Annotated in this window: 19 protein-coding genes and 1 pseudogene; 6 read left to right on the top strand and 14 right to left on the bottom strand. The window is 62.2% G+C overall.

What is annotated here, in order from left to right:
• Nucleotides 1–17: 17 nt before the first annotated feature.
• Genes B9Z52_RS02145 through B9Z52_RS02180 form a run of 8 tightly spaced genes read right to left on the bottom strand, consistent with a single transcriptional unit; the run spans nucleotide 18 to nucleotide 8468 of the window.
• Entirely contained in the window at nucleotides 18–674 is a 657-nt protein-coding gene (locus B9Z52_RS02145) for an HAD-IA family hydrolase (protein ID WP_108412195.1), read from the bottom strand.
• Entirely contained in the window at nucleotides 671–1912 is a 1242-nt protein-coding gene (locus B9Z52_RS02150; RefSeq protein WP_108412196.1) for a Tm-1-like ATP-binding domain-containing protein, read from the bottom strand. Before B9Z52_RS02150 ends, B9Z52_RS02145 begins: the two co-directional genes overlap by 4 nt.
• Complete coding sequence (locus tag B9Z52_RS02155) at nucleotides 1909–3273, bottom strand: aminotransferase class III-fold pyridoxal phosphate-dependent enzyme (protein ID WP_108412197.1); 1365 nt, start codon at nucleotides 3271–3273, stop codon at nucleotides 1909–1911. The genes B9Z52_RS02150 and B9Z52_RS02155 overlap by 4 nt, the downstream gene beginning before the upstream one ends.
• Before the next feature lie 19 nt (nucleotides 3274–3292).
• A complete protein-coding gene (locus tag B9Z52_RS02160; protein ID WP_108412198.1) occupies nucleotides 3293–4777 on the bottom strand; it encodes an aldehyde dehydrogenase in 1485 nt (494 codons plus the stop codon).
• Between the two features lie 42 nt (nucleotides 4778–4819).
• The gene (locus B9Z52_RS02165) at nucleotides 4820–5134 is read right to left on the bottom strand and encodes a 2Fe-2S iron-sulfur cluster-binding protein (protein ID WP_108412199.1); all 315 of its coding nucleotides are present in this window, start codon (nucleotides 5132–5134) and stop codon (nucleotides 4820–4822) included.
• A gap of 18 nt (nucleotides 5135–5152) precedes the next feature.
• Complete coding sequence (locus B9Z52_RS02170; protein WP_108412200.1) at nucleotides 5153–6445, bottom strand: glutamine synthetase family protein; 1293 nt, start codon at nucleotides 6443–6445, stop codon at nucleotides 5153–5155.
• Nucleotides 6446–6468: 23 nt separating this feature from the next.
• On the bottom strand, nucleotides 6469–7734 hold the full coding sequence (locus B9Z52_RS02175) for a cytochrome P450 (protein WP_108412201.1): 1266 nt from the start codon (nucleotides 7732–7734) through the stop codon (nucleotides 6469–6471).
• Nucleotides 7731–8468, bottom strand: coding sequence for a type 1 glutamine amidotransferase (locus B9Z52_RS02180; RefSeq protein WP_108412202.1), 738 nt, complete (start codon nucleotides 8466–8468; stop codon nucleotides 7731–7733). Before B9Z52_RS02180 ends, B9Z52_RS02175 begins: the two co-directional genes overlap by 4 nt.
• A 155-nt stretch (nucleotides 8469–8623) precedes the next feature.
• Between B9Z52_RS02180 and B9Z52_RS02185 the strand changes: the two genes are divergently transcribed.
• The 3 genes from B9Z52_RS02185 to B9Z52_RS02195 all read left to right on the top strand — a co-directional run bounded on the left by B9Z52_RS02185 (nucleotide 8624) and on the right by B9Z52_RS02195 (nucleotide 12549).
• Nucleotides 8624–9601, top strand: a complete 978-nt coding sequence (locus B9Z52_RS02185; protein ID WP_158270493.1) for a helix-turn-helix domain-containing protein — start codon at nucleotides 8624–8626, stop codon at nucleotides 9599–9601.
• Between the two features lie 127 nt (nucleotides 9602–9728).
• A complete protein-coding gene (locus B9Z52_RS02190) occupies nucleotides 9729–10715 on the top strand; it encodes a tripartite tricarboxylate transporter substrate binding protein (RefSeq protein WP_108412204.1) in 987 nt (328 codons plus the stop codon).
• 346 nt (nucleotides 10716–11061) lie between these two features.
• A complete protein-coding gene (locus tag B9Z52_RS02195; RefSeq protein WP_369907841.1) occupies nucleotides 11062–12549 on the top strand; it encodes an amidase in 1488 nt (495 codons plus the stop codon).
• Between the two features lie 4 nt (nucleotides 12550–12553).
• Here the strand turns inward: B9Z52_RS02195 and B9Z52_RS02200 are convergent.
• From B9Z52_RS02200 to ilvD, 3 genes and pseudogenes are all read right to left on the bottom strand, one after another.
• Nucleotides 12554–13937: pseudogene (locus B9Z52_RS02200) on the bottom strand (alpha/beta fold hydrolase).
• 71 nt (nucleotides 13938–14008) lie between these two features.
• On the bottom strand, nucleotides 14009–14815 hold the full coding sequence (gene lgt / locus B9Z52_RS02205) for a prolipoprotein diacylglyceryl transferase (RefSeq protein ID WP_108412205.1): 807 nt from the start codon (nucleotides 14813–14815) through the stop codon (nucleotides 14009–14011).
• 60 nt (nucleotides 14816–14875) lie between these two features.
• A complete protein-coding gene (gene ilvD / locus B9Z52_RS02210) occupies nucleotides 14876–16732 on the bottom strand; it encodes a dihydroxy-acid dehydratase (RefSeq protein WP_108412206.1) in 1857 nt (618 codons plus the stop codon).
• Nucleotides 16733–16968: 236 nt separating this feature from the next.
• Between ilvD and B9Z52_RS02215 the strand changes: the two genes are divergently transcribed.
• Together B9Z52_RS02215 and B9Z52_RS02220 are read left to right on the top strand one after the other, a co-directional pair.
• The gene (locus B9Z52_RS02215; RefSeq protein ID WP_108412207.1) at nucleotides 16969–17274 is read left to right on the top strand and encodes a c-type cytochrome; all 306 of its coding nucleotides are present in this window, start codon (nucleotides 16969–16971) and stop codon (nucleotides 17272–17274) included.
• Nucleotides 17275–17469: 195 nt separating this feature from the next.
• On the top strand, nucleotides 17470–18297 hold the full coding sequence (locus B9Z52_RS02220; RefSeq protein WP_158270494.1) for a tetratricopeptide repeat protein: 828 nt from the start codon (nucleotides 17470–17472) through the stop codon (nucleotides 18295–18297).
• Nucleotides 18298–18367: 70 nt separating this feature from the next.
• Here B9Z52_RS02220 and B9Z52_RS02225 read toward each other — a convergent pair whose 3' ends face one another.
• Entirely contained in the window at nucleotides 18368–18775 is a 408-nt protein-coding gene (locus B9Z52_RS02225; RefSeq protein ID WP_108412209.1) for a heme-binding protein, read from the bottom strand.
• Between the two features lie 184 nt (nucleotides 18776–18959).
• On the opposite strand from B9Z52_RS02225, the gene B9Z52_RS02230 reads away from it, so the two are divergent.
• Nucleotides 18960–19652 carry a Bax inhibitor-1/YccA family protein gene (locus B9Z52_RS02230; protein WP_108412210.1) on the top strand — a complete coding sequence of 231 codons (693 nt, stop codon included), beginning with the start codon at nucleotides 18960–18962 and terminating at the stop codon, nucleotides 19650–19652.
• A 60-nt stretch (nucleotides 19653–19712) separates the two neighbouring features.
• Here B9Z52_RS02230 and rlmD read toward each other — a convergent pair whose 3' ends face one another.
• Nucleotides 19713–21140: a 23S rRNA (uracil(1939)-C(5))-methyltransferase RlmD gene (gene rlmD, locus B9Z52_RS02235; protein WP_108412211.1), complete on the bottom strand. Its 1428-nt coding sequence runs from the start codon at nucleotides 21138–21140 to the stop codon at nucleotides 19713–19715.
• 32 nt (nucleotides 21141–21172) lie between these two features.
• Entirely contained in the window at nucleotides 21173–21970 is a 798-nt protein-coding gene (locus B9Z52_RS02240; RefSeq protein ID WP_108412212.1) for a 3'-5' exonuclease, read from the bottom strand.
• Between the last annotated feature and the right edge of the window lie 6 nt (nucleotides 21971–21976).

The raw sequence follows: 21976 nt of genomic DNA on the forward strand, positions 1-21976 counted from the left end.
GACCCGCAAGAGAAAATTCAAATTTCCAGCAGGGCCAGCGCCCGGGCATACGACATGGCCGGATCCGTCACATCAAATTGCACGGTCTTCCAACCCAGCTTGATGGCCCCCAACACATTGCGGCTTTGGTCGTCGACAAACACGCAGTCTGCGGCCGAGACACCCAGGGCCTCCGAACACATCTCGTAAGCACGCCTATCCGGCTTGAGGATGCCCGTGTAGGTCGCGTCGATGATCACGTCAAACAGTTGCAGCAAAGGCAGCCGCTCGCGAAAACTCGCGCCGTAAAACAGGTCCAGTTCGTTGGACAGCACCGCCAGCTTGCAGCCTGCCGCCTTGGCCTGATGAACGGCGGCAAGCGCTTCGGGCCGTATGACGGCGGCCACATCGGCGCCCCGCGCCCGCTGCACGAAGGTCTGCATGTCCGTCCACTCTTCCCCCACCAGACGGCCGACACTTTGGGTGCGGGCCATCCAGTATTCGCGCTCGGTGATGTGGTCCGCCTGCATGGCCTGCCACAGCGCATCGGTCTCAGGATCAAAGGGGCCGCGCCAGGTCAGCGTGCCTGGGGGCAGGCCCAAAGCGGCTTCGCTCAAGTCGTGGGTTTCAAACAGGGTGCGGCTGATGACCCCGCCAAAGTCCAGCACCAGAGCTTTGGAAGATGGCGCGTTCATGGCGCGTCCTTTTTCACCAGCCCACGGGCCAGCCAGTCGTCAAACACCGCCAGCACCTGCTGCACAAACGCCGCATCGTTGATGTGCGCGTCGATGCGCGAGACCTCAGCCCTGCCCCAATCGCATTGGCTGCATTCATCCATCAAAGCCGCCAAGCCTTCGGCATCGTGCAGCGGCGCACCGGGGCGGTCCCACTCTTCGATACCTTGCAAGGGCAAGACCAAGTGCACCGGACCAGAAGCCTGACGCAAGCGGCTGGCCAGCTCACGGGCGAATTCGCGGCGCATGTCGGCGTCGATGCCCACCGAGGCGATCAAGCGGTTGTGGTCGTGCGAGGGTCGCCCGGCAAAGCGCTCGGGCATCTGACCCCAGGCGGGGTAATCCACCAAATCGGTGGCCCCCGGCGCGACGATCATCGGCACGCCTTGGCGACCCGCGCCCATCAAGCGGTCCGGCCCGGCGCTCACCACCGAGCCGCCCATCTGGTTGACCATCTCCTGCAGGCTGAAGTCCATCACGCAGGCAAACTGACCTTGCGCGGCCAGCGATTCAAACGCCCGCCCTCCCATGCCTGTGGTGTGAAACACCGCCAGGTCAAATCCGCGTTTATCCAGCTCAGGCTGCAGCTGCACCATGTATTTCAGGCAGCTCGAGCCCAAAGAGGTCATGCCGACCACGGGCCGCTCGAAACGCGGCACGCGCGCCACGCGGCAGGCCCCGACCACCGCGCCTGCGGCTTGGGCCAGCGCCGACTGGCACAGGCTGTTGAGGCCGTACAAGCCCCCGGCCCACAGCACCATCATCAAATCGGGCGGCATGCGCTCGGGCGGCAAGAGCGGCGAAAACGCCACCGTGGACAGCACCACCTTGGGCACGCCCAGCGGCAAGCTGCTGGCGACATCGAGCGCCAAATCGGTACCCATGGTGCCGCCCAGCACCAGCAGGCCATCCACCTGCCCTTCGCGGTGCATCTCGGCGGCCAGCATGCTCGCGCCTTGGGCCATCAGGGCCATGGCGCTGTTTTCGTCGCCGCTGTCCATCACCTGCTGCAGCGTCACGCCCGCCGCCGCCGCCACATCGGTGTTGGCGATGTCCGGGACCACACGCCCTTTGGCCAGCACCCCCACGTCCATGACCAGCGCCTGGCCGCCTGCGGCCAGCACCTGCTCGCGCATGAAGCCGATCTCGTCGCTCTTGGTGTCGACCGTGCCGACAATCAGGATGACCGGGCTCTTCATGCGCGGCCCTCCTGCACGGCGGCAAAGGCGGCTTCGAGCACGTCGCACATGAAATCGACCTCCTCGCGGGTGATGACCAGCGGCGGCGACAGGATCAGGTTGGGCCCGGAGATGCGCACCATCAGGCCCGCCTTGTAAGCCGCCTTGGCCACCCGCGCCGGGATGTCGCTGCTGCGGGTCATGGGGGTGCGTTTGGCCTTGTCGCTCACCATCTCGATGCCCAGCATCAAGCCCACCCCACGCACATCGCCCACAAAACTGCAGGTGTCTACGAGCTTGCGCAAACGGGTCTGCAGGTGCGCGCCCACGCGAGCGGCGTTGCCGGGGATGTCCAGCGCCTCGATCTGGTCGAGCGTGGCCAGCGCCGCAGCGGCTGCCACCGGGTGCGCGCTGTAGGTGTAGCCGTGCGAGACCGATGCCGTGCCCGTGGTGTCGGCGTCAAACACGTCGGCAATGCGGCGGTTGATGGCCGTGGCCCCGAGCGGGATGTAGCCCGAAGAAATGCCCTTGGCCAGGCACCACATGTCGGCGTTCACACCCCACAGGCGCGTGCCAAACAGCTCACCGCTGCGGCCAAAGCCGGTCACCACCTCGTCGGCGATCAAGAGCACACCGTACTTGTCGCAAATCTGGCGCACCAGCGGCCAGTAGTTGGGCGGCGGCACGATCACCCCACCCGCGCCCTGCACCGGTTCGGCAATGAAAGCCGCCACCGTGTCCGGCCCCTGGAACACGATTTCGCGCTCGAGCAACTCGGCGCAAATTTCGCCCAGTCGGATAGGGTCATCGGTGTAGGGGTTGTGGTAAGCCCAAGGCGTGTCGATGTGGAAGCACCCGGGCAGCAACGGTTCGTAGGCGCGGCGGAAATTGGTGTTGCCGTTCACGCTCATGCCGCCAAAGTGCACGCCGTGGTAGCCCTGGCGCAGGCTGATGAATTTGAAGCGGTCGGCCTGGCCCTTGAGCTTCCAATATTGGCGGGCAATCTTCAATGCGCCCTCCACCGCGTCCGAGCCGCCATTGCTGAACATCACCGTGGCCACATCCTCGGGCTGCATCATTTGCACCAGGCGTTTGGACAGCTCGATCGCCCGCACATGGGTGGTGCCACGGAACACGTTGTAGAACGGCAGCTCGTCCATCTGCGCCACGATGGCGTCGCGCACGGGTTTGTTGCTGTGGCCCAGATTGCAGGCCCACAGGCCGCCCACGCCGTCGAGCATCTTGTGGCCGTCCACGTCCCAGATCCAGCAGCCCTCGCCTTTGGCGATGATGTCGGGGGTGGACTTTTTCATCGCCCCCGGGTGGGCCATGGGGTGCCACAGGTATTGGGCGTTGTCGGCCTTGAGCTGGTCGTGGTTCATTGTTTTCCCTTTGTATTTTTTACAGCTGAATCCAGGCCGTTTTCAGGTCCAGGTATTTGTCCAGGGCATGCATCGATTTGTCGTGCCCATTGCCCGACTGGCGCACGCCGCCCAGCGGCACGGTGATGTCGGGGCCGCCATAGGTGTTGACGTGCACCAGCCCGGCCTTGATGGCGCGCACCATGCGATGCGCCCGCGAGAGGCTGCCCGTCCACACCCCTGCGGCCAGGCCGTATTCGGTGCCATTGGCCAGTCGCACCGCCTCGGCCTCGTCGTCAAACGGCATCACGGCCAGCACCGGGCCAAAAACTTCCTGTCGGGCAATCTCCATCTCGGGCTGAACGCCATCCAGCACGGCGGGGCTCATGTACTGGCCGCCGGGCACAGGCGCGATCACCTGACCCCCGGTGCGCAGACGCGCGCCCTGCTCTAAAGCACGCGCCAGCATGCTCTGGTTGCGGGCCAGCTGACGGGCGTTGCTGACGGCACCGATGTCCATCGTCACATCGAGCGGATCACCCACGCGCAAGCTGGCGGCGATGTTTTGCAGGCGCTCCACGAATTCGTCGTGCACCGAGCGCTGCACCAAGAGGCGCGAGCCCGCCACACACACCTGACCGCTGTTGCGGAAGATGCCCATGGCCGAAACCTTGGCCGCCTGCGCCAGATCGGGCGCATCCTCAAACACCACATTGGGCGACTTGCCACCCAGCTCCAGATAAACCCGCTTGAGGTTGGACTCGGCCGAAGCCTTGAGCAGCAAACGTCCCACCGGGCCGGAGCCGGTGAAGGTCAAGATGTCCACATCCATGTGCCGCGCCAGCGCTTCGCCCGCCTCTGCGCCTGTGCCGGTCACGACATTGAGCACGCCAGACGGCAAGCCCGCATCCAGGCACAGCTGCGACAGGCGAAGCAAAGACAACGACGCGTCTTCGGACGGTTTGAGCACCACCGAATTGCCCGCCGCGAGGGCCGGGGCGATCTTCCAAGCACCGATCATCAACGGGAAGTTCCAGGGCACGATGGCCCCGACCACGCCGATCGCTTCCTTGTGGATCAGCCCCAGCGTGCCTTCTGGCGTGGGCGCGATCTCGCCGTTGACCTTGTCCACACACTCGGCGTAATAACGGAAGGTGCCCGCCGCACTGCCCGGCTCGGCCTTCCAGGCCATGGCAATCTCGGTGCCGTTGTCGCGCACCCCCAGCACCGCCAGTTCGGCATGATTCGCCTCGATGCGGTCGGCGATGCGATGCAGCACCTTCTTGCGCTCGGCAGGCGCCATGCGCGACCACACGCCTTGCTCGAAACTGCGGCGGGCCGCTTGGACGGCGCGGTCGACATCGGCCTGTCCGGCTGCTGCAATGGAGCACAGCGTCTGCCCGTCGATGGGCGAGACCACGGGCAAGGTCTGGCCAGATGCTGCGGGCTGCCACTGTCCGTCGATCAGCAGGCCTTGGTGGGCAATGGGCAGGTGACGCAGCGCGTCGATGTGTTCTTGTTTCATGATTTCTCCCTACGTTCAATGGATCAGTGGTCCGAAAAATTTTCAATCCGGCACATGCAGCACAATGCCGTTCAGCGCAGCAGAGGCCATCAGCTGACAGCTCAAGCGGCTGCCGCTTTGGCGTGGCGCTATGACGATGTCGAGCATGGCGTTTTCCACCTCGTCCATGGGTGGGCAGGCGGCCAGCCAGGCTTCATCGACATAAACATGGCAGGTGGCGCACGACAGGCAGCCACCGCATTCGCCCGCGACGCCGGGGATGCCGTTCATCTGCGCGGCGTCCATCAGGTTGGTGCCGTCGTTCACGTCGTCGCTCACGCGGTCGCCGTTGCTCATGATCCAGTGCACTTGGGGCATGGGGTGGGTTCTTTCAGGTCAGATGAATCGGATGTAGTGGTCGCGCAGCGCGTCGCCTTCCAGGCCTGCGGTGCGTTCGATCTCGTGGCGCTTGATGCCCACATGGTTGGCCACCAGACCTTCGCCCAGCGCTTGCGTGAGCGCCGTGTCGGCTTCGAGCGCATCCAAGGCACCCGCCAAGGTGCCCGGCACGCTGTGGGTGGCGTCCTTGTTTTCCAGGCAATCGCTGGTTTCGGCGGGCTGCAGCTTGTAAGCATTGGCCACGCCCAAACGAGCGGCCTGCAGCACGGCGGCGGTGTGGGTGTAGGGGTTGGCGGCAGCGTCGCCCATGCGGTGCTCGATGCGCGCACCGGGGCCACTTTCAGCCGACAGCCGCACCGTGACGCCCCGGTGGTCCACTGCCCAGTTTTGCCAAAAGCCAGAGAGGCTGGCCGGTTGCAGACGCTGGTAAGAGTTGGCGCTGGGGGCCAGCAGGCCCGCCAGCGCCTGGTGGTGGTGCATCAGTCCGGCAGTGCAGCCCAGTGTCAAGGCGTTGAACTGGCTGGCATCGTGCCCACCCGAAATCGCGTTGTGGCCTTGGCCGTCACGCAAGCTGAAGTTGATGTGCACCCCGCTGCCGCCTACCGTCAGGATGGGCTTTGGCATGAAGGTCAGCACGATGCCGTGCTGGAAAGCGACTTCGCGGGCCAGCAGGCGGAACAAAAAGATGTCGTCCACCGCCTTCACGGCGCGGTCGTAGGTGAGCGTGAACTCGAACTGCGGCGCGTCGTATTCGGTGTTCATGCTGTCGATGCGAAAACCCGCGGCCGTGGCCTTTTCCCACAGGGCGTCGGTGAAGCCCCTCGGGTCGGAGAATGGACCGGTTGAATACACATGGGCCGCAGGCGTGTCGTAGGGTTTGAGCGAGCCGTCCGGCTCGATCTGGAAGGCAAAGGCTTCGAGCTCAATGCCCACCATCGGGTCGTAGCCCATGGCCTGCCAGTCGGCCACGGCGCGCTTCAAGGCGCTGCGCCCGCACATGGGCAGCGGTGTGCCGTCGTTGGCTTTGAGGTCACCAATGGCCACCTTCGTGAACGGCTGCCAGCCCGGGCGGATGTCGTCTGCGGTGTAGGCCGCCTCCATGTCGGGCAGGCCTTCCATGACCATGGCGCCGGGCGCGGGGATCAGCTCTTTTTCATACGTTACGCCAAAGGTGCCACGGCAAAAGCGGGCACCGCCGCCTTGCCCGGGTTGGAGCGTGACGTACTTGCCCCGCGCAATGGCCAGGTGGTCGCAAAACAGCACACGCAGGCGTTCTTGAACATTGGACATGGTGATTCCTTTCAACCCTAGGTTCAGATGAGGTGCATGCGCACCGGCAGGCGTTTGATGCCACAAACAAAATTCGAACGCAAAAAGGCGTGTTCGCCCGTTTGCTCAATGCGATCGACACGTTGGATCAACTCTTGCAACAAGACCCGCAGCTCCAGCCGCGCCAGCCACATGCCCAGACAGGCATGCGCCCCGCCCTGCCCGAACGCCAAATGGCGGTTCACGCCCCGGCTGAGGTTGACGGTGAAAGGCTGCTCAAAAGCACGCTCGTCGCGGTTGCCCGAGATGAACCACAAGAGCACCTTGTCGCCCGCCTTCACTTGCTTGCCGTGGAACTCGAAGTCCTCGGTGGCGGTGCGGCGGAAATGCGTCGCGGGCGAGGCCCAGCGGATGAACTCGTCGGCCACGCCCTCCCAAGCGGCCTCGCCCTGCACCGCCTTGAGCTGCGCCATGAGGCCCGGTTGGTTGGCCAGCGCGTGCAAAGCCGCCGCAATCGAATACCGGGTGGTGTCGTTGCCCGCAGCCACCAGCAGGCAAAAGAAGTTGCGAAATTCGGTGTCGCTGATGACATTGCCCTGGGCGTCGGGCTGGGTGATCAGGTGCAGCACGCCGCTGGTGTCGCCCGCTGCGCGTTTGCGCTCCATCATCTGGGCCGCGTAGTCGAACAGGTCGGCCCCTGCAGGCGAGCGAAACGGCATGAAGCGGTAGGCCTCGGTGTCCATTTTGTCGACCACATGGCTGGTGAAATCGCTGTCGGTGTTGGCCATGAGCGCGTCGCCCTTGTCCACCAGCCAGTCCAGGTCTTCTTCGGGCAGGCCCGCGATGCGCCCGAGCATGCGCATGGGCAGCTGGCGGGCGATCTGGTGCGTGGCGTCAAACTCGCCCAGCCCCAGCGCTTGGTCAAGGATGCCCACACAGAGCTCGCGGATCTGGTCTTCGTACAGCGCCATCATGGGTTTGGAAAAAGCCTTGGCCACCAGCATGCGGGTGCGGGTGTGCTCGGGCGGGTCGGTCTCCTGGAAGGTGCGCCGCGCCATGTACTCCTCATGCGTCTGGTCTTCCATTCGGATGCCTTGGGCAGAACTCAAGCGCTGGTGGTTGCGGTTGAGCTCCAAAATATCAGCATGCCGCGTGACCGACCAAAAGCCCTTGCCATCGGCCCAGTGACACCAGGCCATCGGGTCTTCATCGCGCAGGCGCTGGAAGGTGTTGTGCGGCGTGCCGTTCACATAGCTGTCGTGGTCCGCCAAGTCGGCGTGGCCATCGTCGGTGGGGTGCCAGACGGTCATGGGTGGGTGTTCCTTGCGTGTTCAATGAATTGCGCCATCCACTGGCCAAACAGCGGCACATCGGCGGCCTGCTGCAAGCTGGCGTGGGCGCGGGCCAGGGTGTCGGTGTCGAGCTTGTCGGCCAGGTAGCCCAGCAGCGCCTGCATAAAAACCTGCGGCATTTCGGGGTGGTACTGCGTGGTCCAGATGTGCTGGCCGATCTGCATCGAGCCAATGGGGCAAAAATCACTGCCGCCCAGGCACTCGGCACCCTCGGGCATGCGGGTGACCTGTTCGTTGTGGGCGGCCATCAAGGTGGTGGTGCTTTGCGCGGGCTGCATCCATGGGCGTTCGGCCTGCCAATGCGTAGGGGCGGTGCCAAAGCCCCAGCCAGCCGCGTTGCACGCCACCTGCCCGCCCAGCGCCCGGGCCACGGCCTGGTGGCCAAAGCACAGGCCAATCAGCGGCTGGCGGGCCGCATCGACGGCGCGGATGAACTCCAGCAACGACCCCACCCAGGGCAGGCTGTCATCGTTGACCGAAGCCGGACTGCCGGTGATGACGTAACCATCAAAAGCCTGCGGGCCACTGGGCAGCACACCGTCCTTGACCGGTAGCACTTCAAAAGCCCAGTTTGGCCGCAGGGGTTGCAGCAACTGCACCACCTTTTGCCCGTCGTTCGGGAAATGCGCGGCAAACGGCGAGCTGTCGTCGTTGGTCAGCAAAACGGCGATATGCAGGTTCGGCAGGTTCATCCGGTGTCTTTCAATCTGTTGCCCATGCTATGCACAAGGCGCGCCTAGCACTATCAAGTTTGGGCACCGCACACCCCGGGTTTTCACGAAAAAGCCCGCACTTTGGAAGCAGGCACACTCAAGGGCATGTATTTGCGCCGCGTTTTTTGCCTTTGATGAGCACCCCTGCCTCCCATCACGCCCCCGATTCGCCCTGGGTCCAGGTGCTGGACACCCAGGACATGGACCAGCACGCCTTGGCCCAGCAGGGCTGGGCGCTGCAGTACGAACAGCTCTCGCCTGGCCAGTTCAAGGGCCGTATCCAACAGGTGCAGCTGCCCGAGGTGACGCTGCTGCGCGAGGACACCAGCATCGCCTTGCGCCAGCGGGGTCGGCTCGACGACAGCGTGTACGGCTTTGCCATGGCACTGCAGGACTCCCCCGATCTGTTTTTCAACGGCCAAAGGGTGCCAGCCCACGCCATCATGTGCGGCAAGGGCGACGAGGTGGACCTGACCACCCCGCCCCACTTCACCCTGATCGCCGTGGTCGTCAACCGCAGCTTGCTCAACCCGCTGTGGGAGCGCATGTACCAAAAACCCTTGGCGCATTGGCTTGAAAAGCAGCTGGTGCTGCAAACCACCGACGTCAAGGCACAAAACCTGCGGGACCTGCAACTGACTTTGCTCGACCAAGCCAGCGCCTTGGCGCACCGCCAGCACGACCCGCAAGCCTTGCGCCAGCTGCGCGACGAGATCCTGATGGAATGGCTCGAAGCCCTGCCCGCCCAAGTGGACACCTCGGAGCTGCCTACGCTGGAGCGCCGCAAGAAACTGGTGGACCGCGCCTGCGAGCTGATGCTGGGCCATGCCGACGAGCCCCTGTCCATCCTGGAGGTGTGCAGCCGTGTGGGCACCAGCCGACGCAAGCTCAATTACTGCTTTCAGGACGTGCTGGGCACCACGCCCGTCAAATACCTGCGCTCGCTGCGCCTGAACAGCGTGCGGCGGGCTTTGCGGCAAGCGGCGCCGGGGGTGACCATCCAGGACATCGCTTCGCACTGGGGCTTTTGGCACCTGAGCCAGTTTTCACAAGACTACAAACGCCTGTTTGGGGAACTTCCTTCCAGCACCTTGCACCAGCGGCAGGGTTAAACCGCACCGGGTAAACCCCGGAGCTGGTTTGCCACTTTTCGATAGCGTTGCGCCCCCCTGCGGGTTCAGACTTGGCTTTGGCGAACCCTTGGCGTGCGCCCCAGATCACCCCACAAGGAAGACAACAATGAAAACCTCTCAATGGCTCAAGCGATCACTTTTCGGCTTGCTGTGCAGCGCAGCCGTGCTTCAAGCATCTGCGCAGACCTTCCCCAGCAAGGCGGTCAATCTGGTCGTCCCCTACCCTGCAGGCGGTCCATCTGACTTTGTGGCGCGCCAACTCCAGCCCGAACTGAACCGCTTGCTGGGCCAGCCGGTGATCATTGAAAACATCGGCGGCGTGGGCGGTGCGATCGGCATTCAAAAAGTTCTGACCGCCCCCGCCGATGGTTACAACATGACCCTGGGCACCCCCATGGAGCTGGTGCTGGCCCCTTTGGCCATGTCGGCCGTGAAGTTCAAACCCGATGACATGAAGCTGGTGGCCCAATTGGTGACCACCACCATGGTGCTGATCACCCGCAAAGACCTGCCCGCCAACAATGTGGAAGAGCTGATCGCCATGGCCAAAAAGCCGGGCGCCAAGGAGCTGTCTTACGGCAGCGTGGGCCCCGGCTCGCTGTACCACCTGATCGGCGAAAAATTTGCCCAGCAAACCGGCACCAAGATGCTGCATGTGCCCTACAAGGGCGCGGCCCCCCTCATGACCGACCTGATGGGCGGGCAGATCGACATGGTCTTCATCCCACTGGCGGGCAGCACGCCCGCCATGATCACCGAAGGCAAAGTCAAAGCCCTGGGCTTGACCACCAAAACGGCGCACCCACGCTTTCCGAACATCGCGCCATTGGCAGCCCAAAAAGGCCTGGAAGGCTTTGAGTTCGACCTGTGGGCTGGTATCGAAGTGCCTAAAAACACGCCCACTGACGTGACTGCGCGACTGAACAAAGCCATCTACGAAGCTTTGCAAAACGCCGACATCCGCAAAGCCTACGAAGCCACTGGCAACACCGTGGCCAAGCCCATGAGCCCTGAAGAACTGGCCCGTGTCTACAACAGCGAAACCGCACGTTACCAGGCCATCGCCAAGTCGATCAATTTGCAACCGCAATGATGACGCGCCTTGGTCAGGCCTTTGGGTTTTGAGGCCCCTCAAGTGATCACCCCCTGGCCCACGGCCACCGACCTGCTCGCGCGCTTGCGGGCAGAAGACATCTCCAGCCTTGAACTGTTGCAGCACCATATCCAGCGTGTGCAGCAACTGGACCCGGCCATCAACGCCGTGGTGGTGCGCGATTTCGACAGTCTTTTCTGGGCCGCTTACCCACGGCTTGGTTGGTCTGCCCGCCACGGCCAACCCGATCGAGCAAAGCCCAGAGGGCTTGCGCGCCGGGGCGCAGATCATCGGCGACACCCTGGCCGCCCCCTCGGGCAGAAAATGGCCGCTGACTCGAAACCGAATGGTGCGGCTTCGTGCCGCCCCCACACTTGAACTGAACGACGCGCCCATGACCGACATCACCGACTTCAACGCCAGCGAACTGTCTGAGCGCATCCACCAAAAGCAACTGTCTTGCACCGAGGTCATGCAGGCTTACCTGCGGCGCATCGAAGCGCTCAACCCGCGCTACAACGCCATCGTCAATCTGGCACCCGGCGACACCTTGCTGGCTCAAGCACGGCAGTGCGACGCTGAACTGGCACAAGGCCAGTCACGCGGTTGGCTGCACGGCGTTCCGCAAGCCATCAAGGACACCGGCCATGCGCTGGGTTTTCCGTCCACCTTTGGCAGCCGTTTGTTGGCCGGGCAAATGCCCCGCGCCGACAGCATCATGACTGCACGCATGAAGGCCGCTGGCGCCCTCGTGATCGGCAAGACCAATATGCCCGAGCTGGGCCTGGGCTCGCACACCTTCAACACGCTGTTTGGCGCCACGCCCAACGCCTGGGACACCACCGTGAGCGCAGGCGGCAGCAGCGGCGGCGCAGCGGTGGCGCTGGCCCAACGCATGCTGCCGGTGGCCGACGGCTCGGACTTCATGGGCAGCTTGCGCAACCCAGCCGGGTGGAACCACCTGTTTGGCATGCGCCCATCGCAAGGTCGCGTGCCCTTCGGGCCAGGCGCCGATGTGTGGGTCGACCAATTGGGCACCGAAGGGCCCATGGCCCGCAGCGTGCAAGACCTGGCCAGGCTGCTGGCCACGCAAGCGGGCCACGACCGGCGACAGCCCCTGTCGATCAACGCTGCGCTGGATGTCTCTGGCATCCAGTACACGCCAGACACACTCCAGGGCCTTCGGGTCGGCTGGCTGGGGGACCTCGGCGGTCACCTGGCCATGGAAGACGGCATTCTGGGTGTCTGCGAAGACGCACTGCGTGCGATGCAAAACGCGGGCGCCCACATTGAGCCCACAGCGCCGGGCTTTGACCCCGAGGCCCTGTGGGAATGCTGGCTCGTCTGGCGCCGTGCGCTGGTGGGCCCCAAGGCCGCTGCGCTGCTGCAACTGCCCCATGCCCGTGAAACACTGAAACCCGAAGCCCTGTGGGAGTACGACAACTCGGTCAAGCTGTCGTACATGGACTTCCAGCTGGCCAGCCAGCGACGCACCGGGTTCTACAACCACCTGCTGCAGATGTTCGAACGCTTTGACGTGCTGGCCCTGCCCGTGGCGCAGGTCTGGCCCTTCCCCTTGCAAGAGCGCTGGCCCCAAAAAATCGGCCATCGCGAGATGGACACCTACCACCGCTGGATGGAAAGCACCATTTACGCCACGCTGGCAGGCCTGCCCGCCATCAGCTTGCCTGCGGGCTTTCACCCCACCAAGCCCTGGCCCATGGGCATCCAGCTGATTGGCAAGCCGCAAGGCGATGTGGCTTTGCTGCAGGTGGCCGCGGCCTACGAAGCCGTGCGCAGCGACTGGCTGCAGCGGCGCCCTCCTGCGGCCTGACCTTTCAATCGGTCAATTCCAACACCGTGGTGTCGCCTTGCGCCATGGGCCAAGTGAGGCCCACCACCTTCTCGCCATTGAAAACACCGACCACGCTGCGCTGCGTGGCATCGTTCCAGCGCAGTCGGCTTGATGCACTGCCGGCACCCGGGGGTACGCCGGGCAAGGTGCTCTGACCATCGAGGCTCATGGCATCGCGACCGGGATCGAAATACCCGCGCGGGCGGATGAAACTCAAAACCGATTGCGCGGCACGATCAGCCTCAGAGGCCCGCTCTGGCCGCATGTGGATCCACTGACTCGAACGGGCAAAGGCACTGCGGTAGATGTGCGTGGTGGCATAGCCTGCCGCCTGAATGACGAACTCATACGTGGCGTCGCCTCGGGCAGTGAAGGGGCCCCACACACCATCCGAGCCCACCGTCTGCGTGTGGACCGCTTCACCCAAGCGTTGGCCAGTGGCAGCGTTGGTTTCAAAAACCTCCAAGCGCGAACCACGCAAAGGCAAGTTGTTGACAAAGTTGCCCGTCGTCGCGTCCAGCGGGTCCGCCCCCATGCCCACCAACTTGCCGTTCAGCACCACTTTCGCTTGCCGCGCAATGGCCAGCTGCGGTGTGCGGCCGGTGATGAACTTGTAAGTGGCCTCGAAAGCGGGCACGGAATACGAGGTTTCGCGGTGGTCAATTTTGGGAATGACCACATTGGTGGCCCCCTTGAGTTCAGGACCATCGAAGCCCACCAGCGTGGGCTTGCCCTTCATGCCCAACCAAAGGCCATCGGGCTGGGCGAATTTATCGTTGTTGTCCGAGCGAATGGTCATCCAGCGGGTGGGGCCACAGACCTCGTCGCCTTGCGCGTTTTTGGGCGCATTGAGTTGCTTCAAGAATGGGCCGGTGCCAGAAAACTCGTTGGCTTCGTTCACACCCGGGATGGCTTGCACGCCATGGTTGGGCGTGCCGCCCAAGATGGCATGGCTGACCAGCGCCGCACCACCGCCGTTGCAGATGAAGTTGCGGATCGCATTGCCCCCCCCGCGAGTTACCCACCAGGACCACTTGTTTGGCACCTGTTCGGCGCATGACCGCTTGAACTTCGTCTCGTAAAAACGCCATGTGCTCGGTGGTCGAGCTGCGACCGGCTTGCGCCTTGTTGTCGGCGTCGCGTGCCAAGGGATAAGGCACATCGATCGCGTGCAAGCGCTCCGTCGGCCAGCCATTGGACTCAAAGCGCCAAACAGTGGCTTGCCACAAAGCCGCCGAATCGCCGTTGCCATGCACAAACACAATCGGCGGCAGGTCCTGATCGCTGCCCGATACCGTTGCGGCGCAGCCGCCCAACAAGGTGATGGCAAGTGCAACAATGCCCAACGTTCGGCGGTGTGCGTTCATGGCGGCCCTTTCATGTGCTCAAGAAAAACACATCGTCGGCCATGACAGGGCTCTGGGCTGACTCCTAAGTGTCAGCGAGCGCGGTGCCCGGAGCGGCCAGACCAAAACCAGAAAAAGGCACCCAAAATGATCATGGGCACACACAGCCACTGCCCCATGCTCATGCCCAAACTGAGCAATCCCAAATGGGCATCGGGCTCGCGAAAGTATTCGGCCGCAAAACGGAACACGCCATAACCCAACAAAAAGGCAAACGCCACCTGCCCCTGGGCGCGGGGTTTGCGTGCATAGAGCCACAGCAGAACAAATAGCAACACGCCCTCCATCAGGAACTGGTAGATCTGCGAGGGATGGCGCGGCACATCGCCTGCGCCACGGAAAAGCATGGCCCATGGCAAAGATGGATCGGCCACGCGGCCCCAAAGCTCACCGTTGATGAAGTTGCCAATGCGGCCCGCAGCCAAGCCCGTGGGCACGCAAGGTGCCACAAAATCCATGACCTGCAAAAACGGACGACGGCGCGTGCGTGCGAACCAGACCATGGACACCATCACACCCAGCATGCCCCCATGAAAGCTCATGCCACCTTGCCAAACGGCGAACACTTCCAGTGGGTGCGAGGCGTAATACCCCAGCTTGTAAAACAGGCAGTAGCCGATGCGGCCACCGAGCACGACGCCCAATACGCCTAAGAACAGGATGTCTTCCACATCCTGACGCGTCCACTGGGGCAACTTGGCAAAAGGCAAATGCTTCAGGCGGCGTGTGCCCAACCCATAAAACAGCGCAAAGGCCGCCAAATAGGTCAAGCCATACCAGTGGACGGCCAAGGGCCCCAGTTGCAGGGCGACGGGATCGATTTGAGGGTGGATCAGCATGGTGAGCGATTGTGCCCGCAATATGTGGCATGCATCAGCACGCTGTCCAACACAGTTGTGTCACTTCAGCAGCGACAGGTCGCGCACGGCGCCTTTGTCGGCCGAGGTGGCCAGCAAAGCATAGGCCTTGAGCGCAGCCGACACCTTGCGTGGGCGGGGCAGCGCGGGCTTCCAACCCAGTTGGTCTTGCTCGGCGCGGCGCTTGGCCAGTTCCTCGTCGCTCACCAGCACGTTGACGCTGCGGTTCGGAATGTCGATGCGGATGCGGTCGCCATTGCGCACCAGACCGATGTTGCCGCCCGCTGCCGCTTCAGGCGAGCAGTGGCCGATGGACAGACCCGAGGTGCCACCCGAGAAACGACCGTCGGTCAGCAAAGCGCAGGCTTTGCCCAGGCCTTTTGACTTGATGTAGCTCGTGGGGTAGAGCATTTCTTGCATTCCTGGGCCACCCTTGGGGCCTTCGTAGCGCACCACCACGATGTCGCCCGCCTTGACCTGGTCGTCCAAGATGTGTTCCACGGCTTCGTCTTGCGACTCGACCACATGGGCAGGGCCTTCAAACACCAGCAGGCTGTCGTCCACGCCTGCGGTTTTGACCACGCAACCGTCCAAAGCAATGTTGCCGCGCAAAACGGCCAAGCCGCCTTCTTTGTTGAACGCATGGTCAAGCGAGCGGATGCAGCCTTCGGCACGGTCGGTGTCCAGGCTCGGCCAGCGGGTGTTTTGGCTGAACGCCACTTGTGTGGGAATGCCCGCAGGGCCAGCCATGTAAAACTTTTGCACAGCGTCGCTGGGCTTGCGTTTGATGTCCCACTCGTCCAAGACTTCTTTCATGGTCTTGCCCAGTACGGTGCCCACGTCGGTGTGCAGTTTGCCAGCGCGGTCCAATTCACCCAAGATGCCCATGATGCCGCCTGCGCGGTGCACGTCTTCGATGTGGTACTTGTTGGTGTTGGGTGCGACCTTGCACAACTGAGGCACGATTTTGGACATGCGGTCGATGTCGGCCATGGTGAATTCGATCTCGGCTTCTTGGGCAATCGCCAAGATGTGCAAGATGGTATTAGTTGAGCCGCCCATGGCGATGTCCAACGCAATCGCGTTTTCAAATGCTTTGAACCCCATAGAGCGCGGCAAAACAGAGGCATCCTCTTGCTCGTAATAGCGTTTGCACAAGTCCACAATCGTGCGGCCAGCTTGCTTGAACAATTCTTCACGGTCAGCATGCGTGGCCAACACGGTACCGTTGCCTGGCAGGGCCAAGCCCAAAGCTTCGGCCAAACAGTTCATGGAGTTGGCGGTGAACATGCCCGAGCAAGAACCGCAGGTCGGGCAAGCCGAGCGTTCGACTTCGGCCAAGTCGGCGTCGCTCACCTTGTCGTCAGCGGCCATCACCATGGCGTCGATCAGGTCGAGCTTCTTGAATTCCATGACTTGCGTCTGGGGGTTGGCCAGGCGCACCTTACCTGCTTCCATGGGGCCACCGGACACAAAGATCACGGGGATGTTCAGGCGCATGGCGGCCATCAGCATGCCGGGGGTGATCTTGTCGCAGTTGGAGATGCACACAATGGCGTCTGCGCAATGCGCGTTGACCATGTACTCGACCGAGTCCGCAATGATGTCGCGACTGGGCAGCGAATACAGCATGCCGTCGTGGCCCATGGCAATGCCGTCGTCCACGGCGATGGTGTTGAATTCTTTGGCCACGCCGCCAGCGGCTTCGATCTCGCGGGCGACCAGCTGGCCCAAGTCTTTCAGGTGCACGTGGCCGGGCACAAACTGGGTGAAGGAGTTGGCAATGGCGATGATCGGCTTGCTGAAATCATCGTCCTTCATGCCCGTGGCGCGCCACAAAGAGCGGGCACCCGCCATGTTGCGGCCGGCGGTGGAGGTCTTGGAACGGTAAGCGGGCATCGGAGGGCTCCAGTCGAAAGGATGGTCTAAAACTGGCCAGATTATCGCCCAGCACAGCCACCTGATTGGTCCCCAGGCCAATACCCACAGTCGCCTACCAGTCAGCACACGAGCATTGCGCTCGCGCTACACTGTGTGCCTCATTGAAATGTACAGCTGAACCTTCATTCATGAATCTGTCAGCTTGAACTGATTGAATCCTATCTGTTGCCACTTTTCATCGCCGAGAAACCCATATGAAAAAAATCATTTTTGCACTGGCCCTGACCGCTGTAGCATCTGCCCCCGCCTTTGCAGACCAGGCCTTGGCCACTTCCAAAAACTGCATGGCTTGCCACGCCATTGACCACAAAGTCGTGGGCCCTGCCTACAAAGACGTGGCGGCCAAATACAAAGGCGACAAAACCGCCGCCGACAAGCTGGCCGCCAAGATCATGAAAGGCGGCTCCGGCGTATGGGGCGCGATCCCGATGCCCGCCAACCCTCAAGTCAGCGATGCAGAAGCCAAGAAATTGGCCGCATGGGTCTTGAGCGCCAAGTGATCAGCGCCTGAGCTGCGACAAAGCCCGCTCTTTGAGCGGGCTTTTTTCATGGGGCTTGAGTTCCTGTTCGGCATCCTCATCTACGCTGGACTTGCAAATCTTTACCAATCCCTCACAGCCGCTTGTGACTTTGCGTATAGATTGGCGAAACTGTTGTCTCAAAGAGGAACCATGATCCCCACCCTTTCCAAAACCATGAAATACATAATCCTGTGCACCGCACTGGTGACTTCTGCACTGGCCTTTGCACTGCCCAGCCCCAAGGACATCGAAACGGCCGTCTCGCAAGGACAACTGCCACAGGCCGAATCCATGCTGCGCGAGGTCATCGAAGCCAAGCCTCAAAGCGCCAAGGCCCATTACGAGCTGGGTCAGGTGCTGCTGCGCGAGCATCGCGCCAAGGAAGCCCACACCGAATTGCTGGCTGCCAAGGCCATGGACCCCAGCCTGAAGTTCGCCACCAGCCCACAGCAATTTGAAACCATCCTGGCCCAAGCCAACGCATTGCCAGCACACAGTGGCCCCAGTCAAGCGGCCACATCCGTGAGCGAGCAGCACAGTGGCAGCCCCAGTGAGAGCGTTTTTTCTTTGACTTACGTCTGGATCGGCATCGCCGCCTTGCTGGTGATCGCCCTGCTGATCCGCAGTCGCCGACCCGCGCCTGCGCCTTATGCGGCACCATCGCCCGACATGAACGCCGGACCCGGCACCGCCTTTGGACGCAACCCCGCTTACGCCCCCGGCTACCCCGCTGCGGGCTATCCCCAAGCTGCTCCAACCAGCGGCTCCACCATGACCGGCGCGGTGGTGGGTGGCTTGGCGGGTGTGGCTGCGGGCTACGCCTTGTCCAAGGCTTTGGAGGGGGATCACCACAGTGCACCGCCTGCGGCCAGCAGCAACAACTGGGGGGACAACCAAGGCTTGGTTCGCGTAGACGATCCTGCGCCGCCCGCCTTTGATGCAGGTTCTGGCGGCAATGACTGGGGTGACGATGGCGAGACCAGTTCGGACGACAACTGGTAAACCCAGCCAAGCCCTTCTAAAAATGGAAAAGCCCGCAAGTTGCGGGCTTTTTTGCATCTGCTGAGGCAGATCAGAGGCCGATGGCGGCGATACCGGCTTTGGCAATCTGAGCATCTTCGTTCGACTTGACGCCACTGACACCCACAGCGCCCAGGCAAGCGCCGTCTTTCATGATTGGCACGCCACCTTCGAGCATGCCTTCAACGGCAGGGGCCGACAGGAAGGAGTAACGGCCGCCGTTGATGACGTCTTCATAGACCTTGCTTTCACGCTGACCCAAAGCCGCCGTGTGGGCCTTGGCGGGGGCAATGTGCGACGAGATGGGTGGCGCACCATTCAAACGCTGAAAGTGCAGCAAATGGCCGCCTGCGTCCACGATGGCGATGCTCACCGACCAGTTGTTTTTCTGGGCTTCGGCCTGAGCGGCTGCTGCAATGGCTTGCACATCGGACAATTCGAGAACGGATTGGGTTTTCATGGCGTTTATTTCGAAGGGAAAAAAAGAAGTTGCAAGCATACACGGGCCTACATGCAGGGATTGCACACTTGCACGCAAAAGTGCTTTACCCCTATAACCCCAGCGCCGCACGGCCATTCGACCCACGGCACTTGCGCGCCCTACAATGAGATCGGCCTTTCAAAGGCTTGAACAGGAGAACATCATGAGTGAATTTCGCACTTTGAACACCACCGATTGGGGTTACAACAGCGCCGCTACCCGCAACCGCGTGATGCGCAACACCTACTGGCTGCTGGCCTTGAGCCTGCTGCCCACCGTTTTGGGTGCCTGGCTTGGCGTGGCCACGGGCATCACCGCATCACTGACAGGCGGCTTGGGCCTGGTCGTCTTCATGGCCGGGGCTTTTGGCTTCATGTTCGCCATCGAGAAAACCAAAAACTCTGCCGCAGGCGTGCCTGTGCTGCTGGGCTTCACCTTCTTCATGGGCCTCATGCTCTCTCGCATGATCGCGATGGTGCTGGGCTTCAAAAACGGCTCCGAACTGATCATGACCGCATTCGCCGGCACAGCTGGCGTGTTTTTCGTGATGGCCAGCCTGGCCAGCACCATCAAGCGCGACTTGTCGGGCATGAGCAAATGGCTGATGGTCGGTGCCTTGGCCATCATGATCGGAGGCATCATCAACGTGTTCGTTGGCTCCAGCGTGGGCATGATGGTGATCTCGGTCATGGCGATCGGCATCTTCAGCGCCTACATGCTGTATGACCTCAAGCAGATCGTCGACGGCGGTGAGACCAATTACATCAGCGCCACACTGGCCTTGTACCTGGATATCTTCAACGTGTTCCAAAGCCTGCTGGCCTTGCTGGGCATCATGGGCGGCGAGCGCGATTGAAAGCGTTTTCACCCAGCAAGAAGGCTCCCTAGGGAGCCTTTTTTTATGCCTTTGCCAGACTCACTCCAACTCAAACACCGCCATGCTCTCCACATGCGCCGTGTGGGCGAACATGTTGATCACGCCTGCGCTCACGCAGCGGTAACCGGCACGGTGCACCAGCAAACCAGCATCGCGCGCCAAGGTGGCTGGGTTGCAGCTGACATACACGATGCGCTTGGGCGGGGTCCAGCCCTGGCGCAGTTCGTGGTTCTCGTTCAGCTCAGCCAGCGCTTTGGACAAAGCAAACGCGCCTTCACGGGGTGGGTCCACCAGCCATTTGTCGGCCGTGCCATCGGCGACCAGCATCTCAGGCGTCATCTCAAACAAGTTGCGTGCCACAAAAGCGGTCGGCGCTAGGGCCTGGCCCTCTGGGCGATCGGCCTGGTTGCGGGCGTAGTTGTCGCGCGAGCGGGCCACCAGGGTCTCTGCACCTTCGATGCCCAGCACCTCGCCTGCCTGGGTGGCCAAGGGCAAGGTGAAGTTGCCCAAACCGCAGAACCAGTCGATCACGCGCTCGGTTTTTTGTGCATTCAAAAGACGCAAAGAACGGGCCACCAACACTCGGTTGATGAAGGGGTTGACCTGCGTGAAGTCGGTCGGGCGGAACGGCATGGTGATGCCAAAGTCGGGCAAGCCGTAGCTCAGCTGCGGGCCACCGGCGTCCAGCAAATGCACCGTGTCAGGACCTTTGGGCTGTAGCCACCATTGCACCTGGTATTGCTCGCCAAAGGCACGCAGTTTGGCCAGATCGCCCTCGCTCAAAGGCGCCATGTGGCGCAAGACCATGGCGGTGACTTCATCGCCGCAGGCCAGCTCGATCTGGGGCAAGGTTTCGCGGGCCTCCATCTGCCCAATCAAAGCACGCAAAGGCATCAGCATGGCGCTGACGTGCGGCGGCAAAATGCGGCACACCTTCATGTCGGCGATGTAGCGGCTCTTGCGCTCATGGAAACCAATCAGGACTTCGCCCTTTTTGATCACATAGCGCACCGACATGCGGGCGCGGTAGCGGTAACCCCAAGTGGGTCCTTCGATCGGGCGCAGCATCGTGTCGGCTTTGACTTTGCCCAGATGCCAGAGGTTGTCCTCGAGGACACGCTGCTTGATGGCCACCTGCGCAGAGGCTTCCAGGTGCTGCATCTTGCAGCCGCCACAAGCGCCGCCGTGCAGACCAAAGTGGGGGCAACCGGGCGTGACGCGCTGTGAAGATTCCGAGTGGATCTCGGTGACGGTGCCCTGCTCCCAGTTGTTCTTTTTGCGACCGACCTGGACTGAGACCACTTCGAAAGGCAAGGCGCCTTCGATGAAAACCACTTTGCCGTCGGGACGGCGGGCGATGCCTTGGGCATCCATGTCCAAAGAGCCAACGCGCAACCAGCCTTCGGGCAAATCGTCGCTGTTGGGGGCTTCGTGTTGGGGGATGGAAAGTTCTTGTTTTTCGCTCATGCCCCGATTGTCTCATTGGGGCAGGCGCAAATTCAGACCCAGGCTTGCAGGTATTCCTGCCAATGCGGCTCTTGCCCACCCAAGGCGGCCACATGGTCTTTGACGAACTGGATTTCCTGCGTGTATTCGGCCTCGGTCAAGCCGCCGCGCATCTTTTGAAAACGGCAATACAGCAAGTAGGTGTTCATCACATCGGTTTCGCAATAGCGGCGCACCTCCTCGGTTTGCCCTGCCAGAAACTGCTCGTAGACCTGCGAGCCATCCATGCCCAGCTTGCCCGGAAAACCGCACAGCTTGGCCAGCGCATCCATGGGCGCGTTGTTGCGCGGCGTGTACTTGGCCAGCAAGTCCATCAAGTCCAGATGGCGCATGTGGTAGCGCGAGATGTAGTTGTTCCACTTGAACTCACGGTCGCTGCCGTGCGTGCCCTCGCCCAAGTCCCAGTATTTATCGGCCACCACGCCATGCTGCAAACCCCGGTAGTGCAGTACCGGCAGGTCAAAGCCACTGCCGTTCCAGCTCACCAGCTGCGGCTCGTGTTTTTCAATGACATTGAAAAAAGTCTGAACGATGCGGCCTTCGCTTTGGCCATCGCGGTCTACAAAGGAGTGCACGCGCAGGCCATCGGCATTGCGAAAGACACAGCTGATGGCCAACACTTTTTGCAAGTACAGCGGCATGAAATCGCTTTGCCCCTTGGCCGCACGTTCTGCTTTCCACTGGGCGTGTACCTCGGCATCGGTCAGCTCGGACGATGCGCCTTTCAAACGCCGCCAGCCGGCCATGTCGGGAATGGTCTCGATGTCAAAGACCAGGACAGGCCAAGCCATGCGGGT

It is taken from the genome of Limnohabitans sp. Jir72 (assembly GCF_003063575.1).
In the GTDB taxonomy this organism is placed as follows: Bacteria; Pseudomonadota; Gammaproteobacteria; order Burkholderiales; family Burkholderiaceae_C; genus Limnohabitans_A.

Bases quoted from the DNA above. Each gene is read 5' to 3' on its own strand.
- B9Z52_RS02145 (WP_108412195.1), bottom strand. From the start codon at position 674: ATGAACGCGCCATCTTCCAAAGCTCTGGTGCTGGACTTTGGCGGGGTC.
- B9Z52_RS02150 (WP_108412196.1), bottom strand. From the start codon at position 1,912: ATGAAGAGCCCGGTCATCCTGATTGTCGGCACGGTCGACACCAAGAGC.
- B9Z52_RS02155 (WP_108412197.1), bottom strand. From the start codon at position 3,273: ATGAACCACGACCAGCTCAAGGCCGACAACGCCCAATACCTGTGGCAC.
- B9Z52_RS02160 (WP_108412198.1), bottom strand. From the start codon at position 4,777: ATGAAACAAGAACACATCGACGCGCTGCGTCACCTGCCCATTGCCCAC.
- B9Z52_RS02165 (WP_108412199.1), bottom strand. From the start codon at position 5,134: ATGCCCCAAGTGCACTGGATCATGAGCAACGGCGACCGCGTGAGCGAC.
- B9Z52_RS02170 (WP_108412200.1), bottom strand. From the start codon at position 6,445: ATGTCCAATGTTCAAGAACGCCTGCGTGTGCTGTTTTGCGACCACCTG.
- B9Z52_RS02175 (WP_108412201.1), bottom strand. From the start codon at position 7,734: ATGACCGTCTGGCACCCCACCGACGATGGCCACGCCGACTTGGCGGAC.
- B9Z52_RS02180 (WP_108412202.1), bottom strand. From the start codon at position 8,468: ATGAACCTGCCGAACCTGCATATCGCCGTTTTGCTGACCAACGACGAC.
- B9Z52_RS02185 (WP_158270493.1), top strand. From the start codon at position 8,624: ATGAGCACCCCTGCCTCCCATCACGCCCCCGATTCGCCCTGGGTCCAG.
- B9Z52_RS02190 (WP_108412204.1), top strand. From the start codon at position 9,729: ATGAAAACCTCTCAATGGCTCAAGCGATCACTTTTCGGCTTGCTGTGC.
- B9Z52_RS02195 (WP_369907841.1), top strand. From the start codon at position 11,062: ATGGTGCGGCTTCGTGCCGCCCCCACACTTGAACTGAACGACGCGCCC.
- lgt (WP_108412205.1), bottom strand. From the start codon at position 14,815: ATGCTGATCCACCCTCAAATCGATCCCGTCGCCCTGCAACTGGGGCCC.
- ilvD (WP_108412206.1), bottom strand. From the start codon at position 16,732: ATGCCCGCTTACCGTTCCAAGACCTCCACCGCCGGCCGCAACATGGCG.
- B9Z52_RS02215 (WP_108412207.1), top strand. From the start codon at position 16,969: ATGAAAAAAATCATTTTTGCACTGGCCCTGACCGCTGTAGCATCTGCC.
- B9Z52_RS02220 (WP_158270494.1), top strand. From the start codon at position 17,470: ATGAAATACATAATCCTGTGCACCGCACTGGTGACTTCTGCACTGGCC.
- B9Z52_RS02225 (WP_108412209.1), bottom strand. From the start codon at position 18,775: ATGAAAACCCAATCCGTTCTCGAATTGTCCGATGTGCAAGCCATTGCA.
- B9Z52_RS02230 (WP_108412210.1), top strand. From the start codon at position 18,960: ATGAGTGAATTTCGCACTTTGAACACCACCGATTGGGGTTACAACAGC.
- rlmD (WP_108412211.1), bottom strand. From the start codon at position 21,140: ATGAGCGAAAAACAAGAACTTTCCATCCCCCAACACGAAGCCCCCAAC.
- B9Z52_RS02240 (WP_108412212.1), bottom strand. From the start codon at position 21,970: ATGGCTTGGCCTGTCCTGGTCTTTGACATCGAGACCATTCCCGACATG.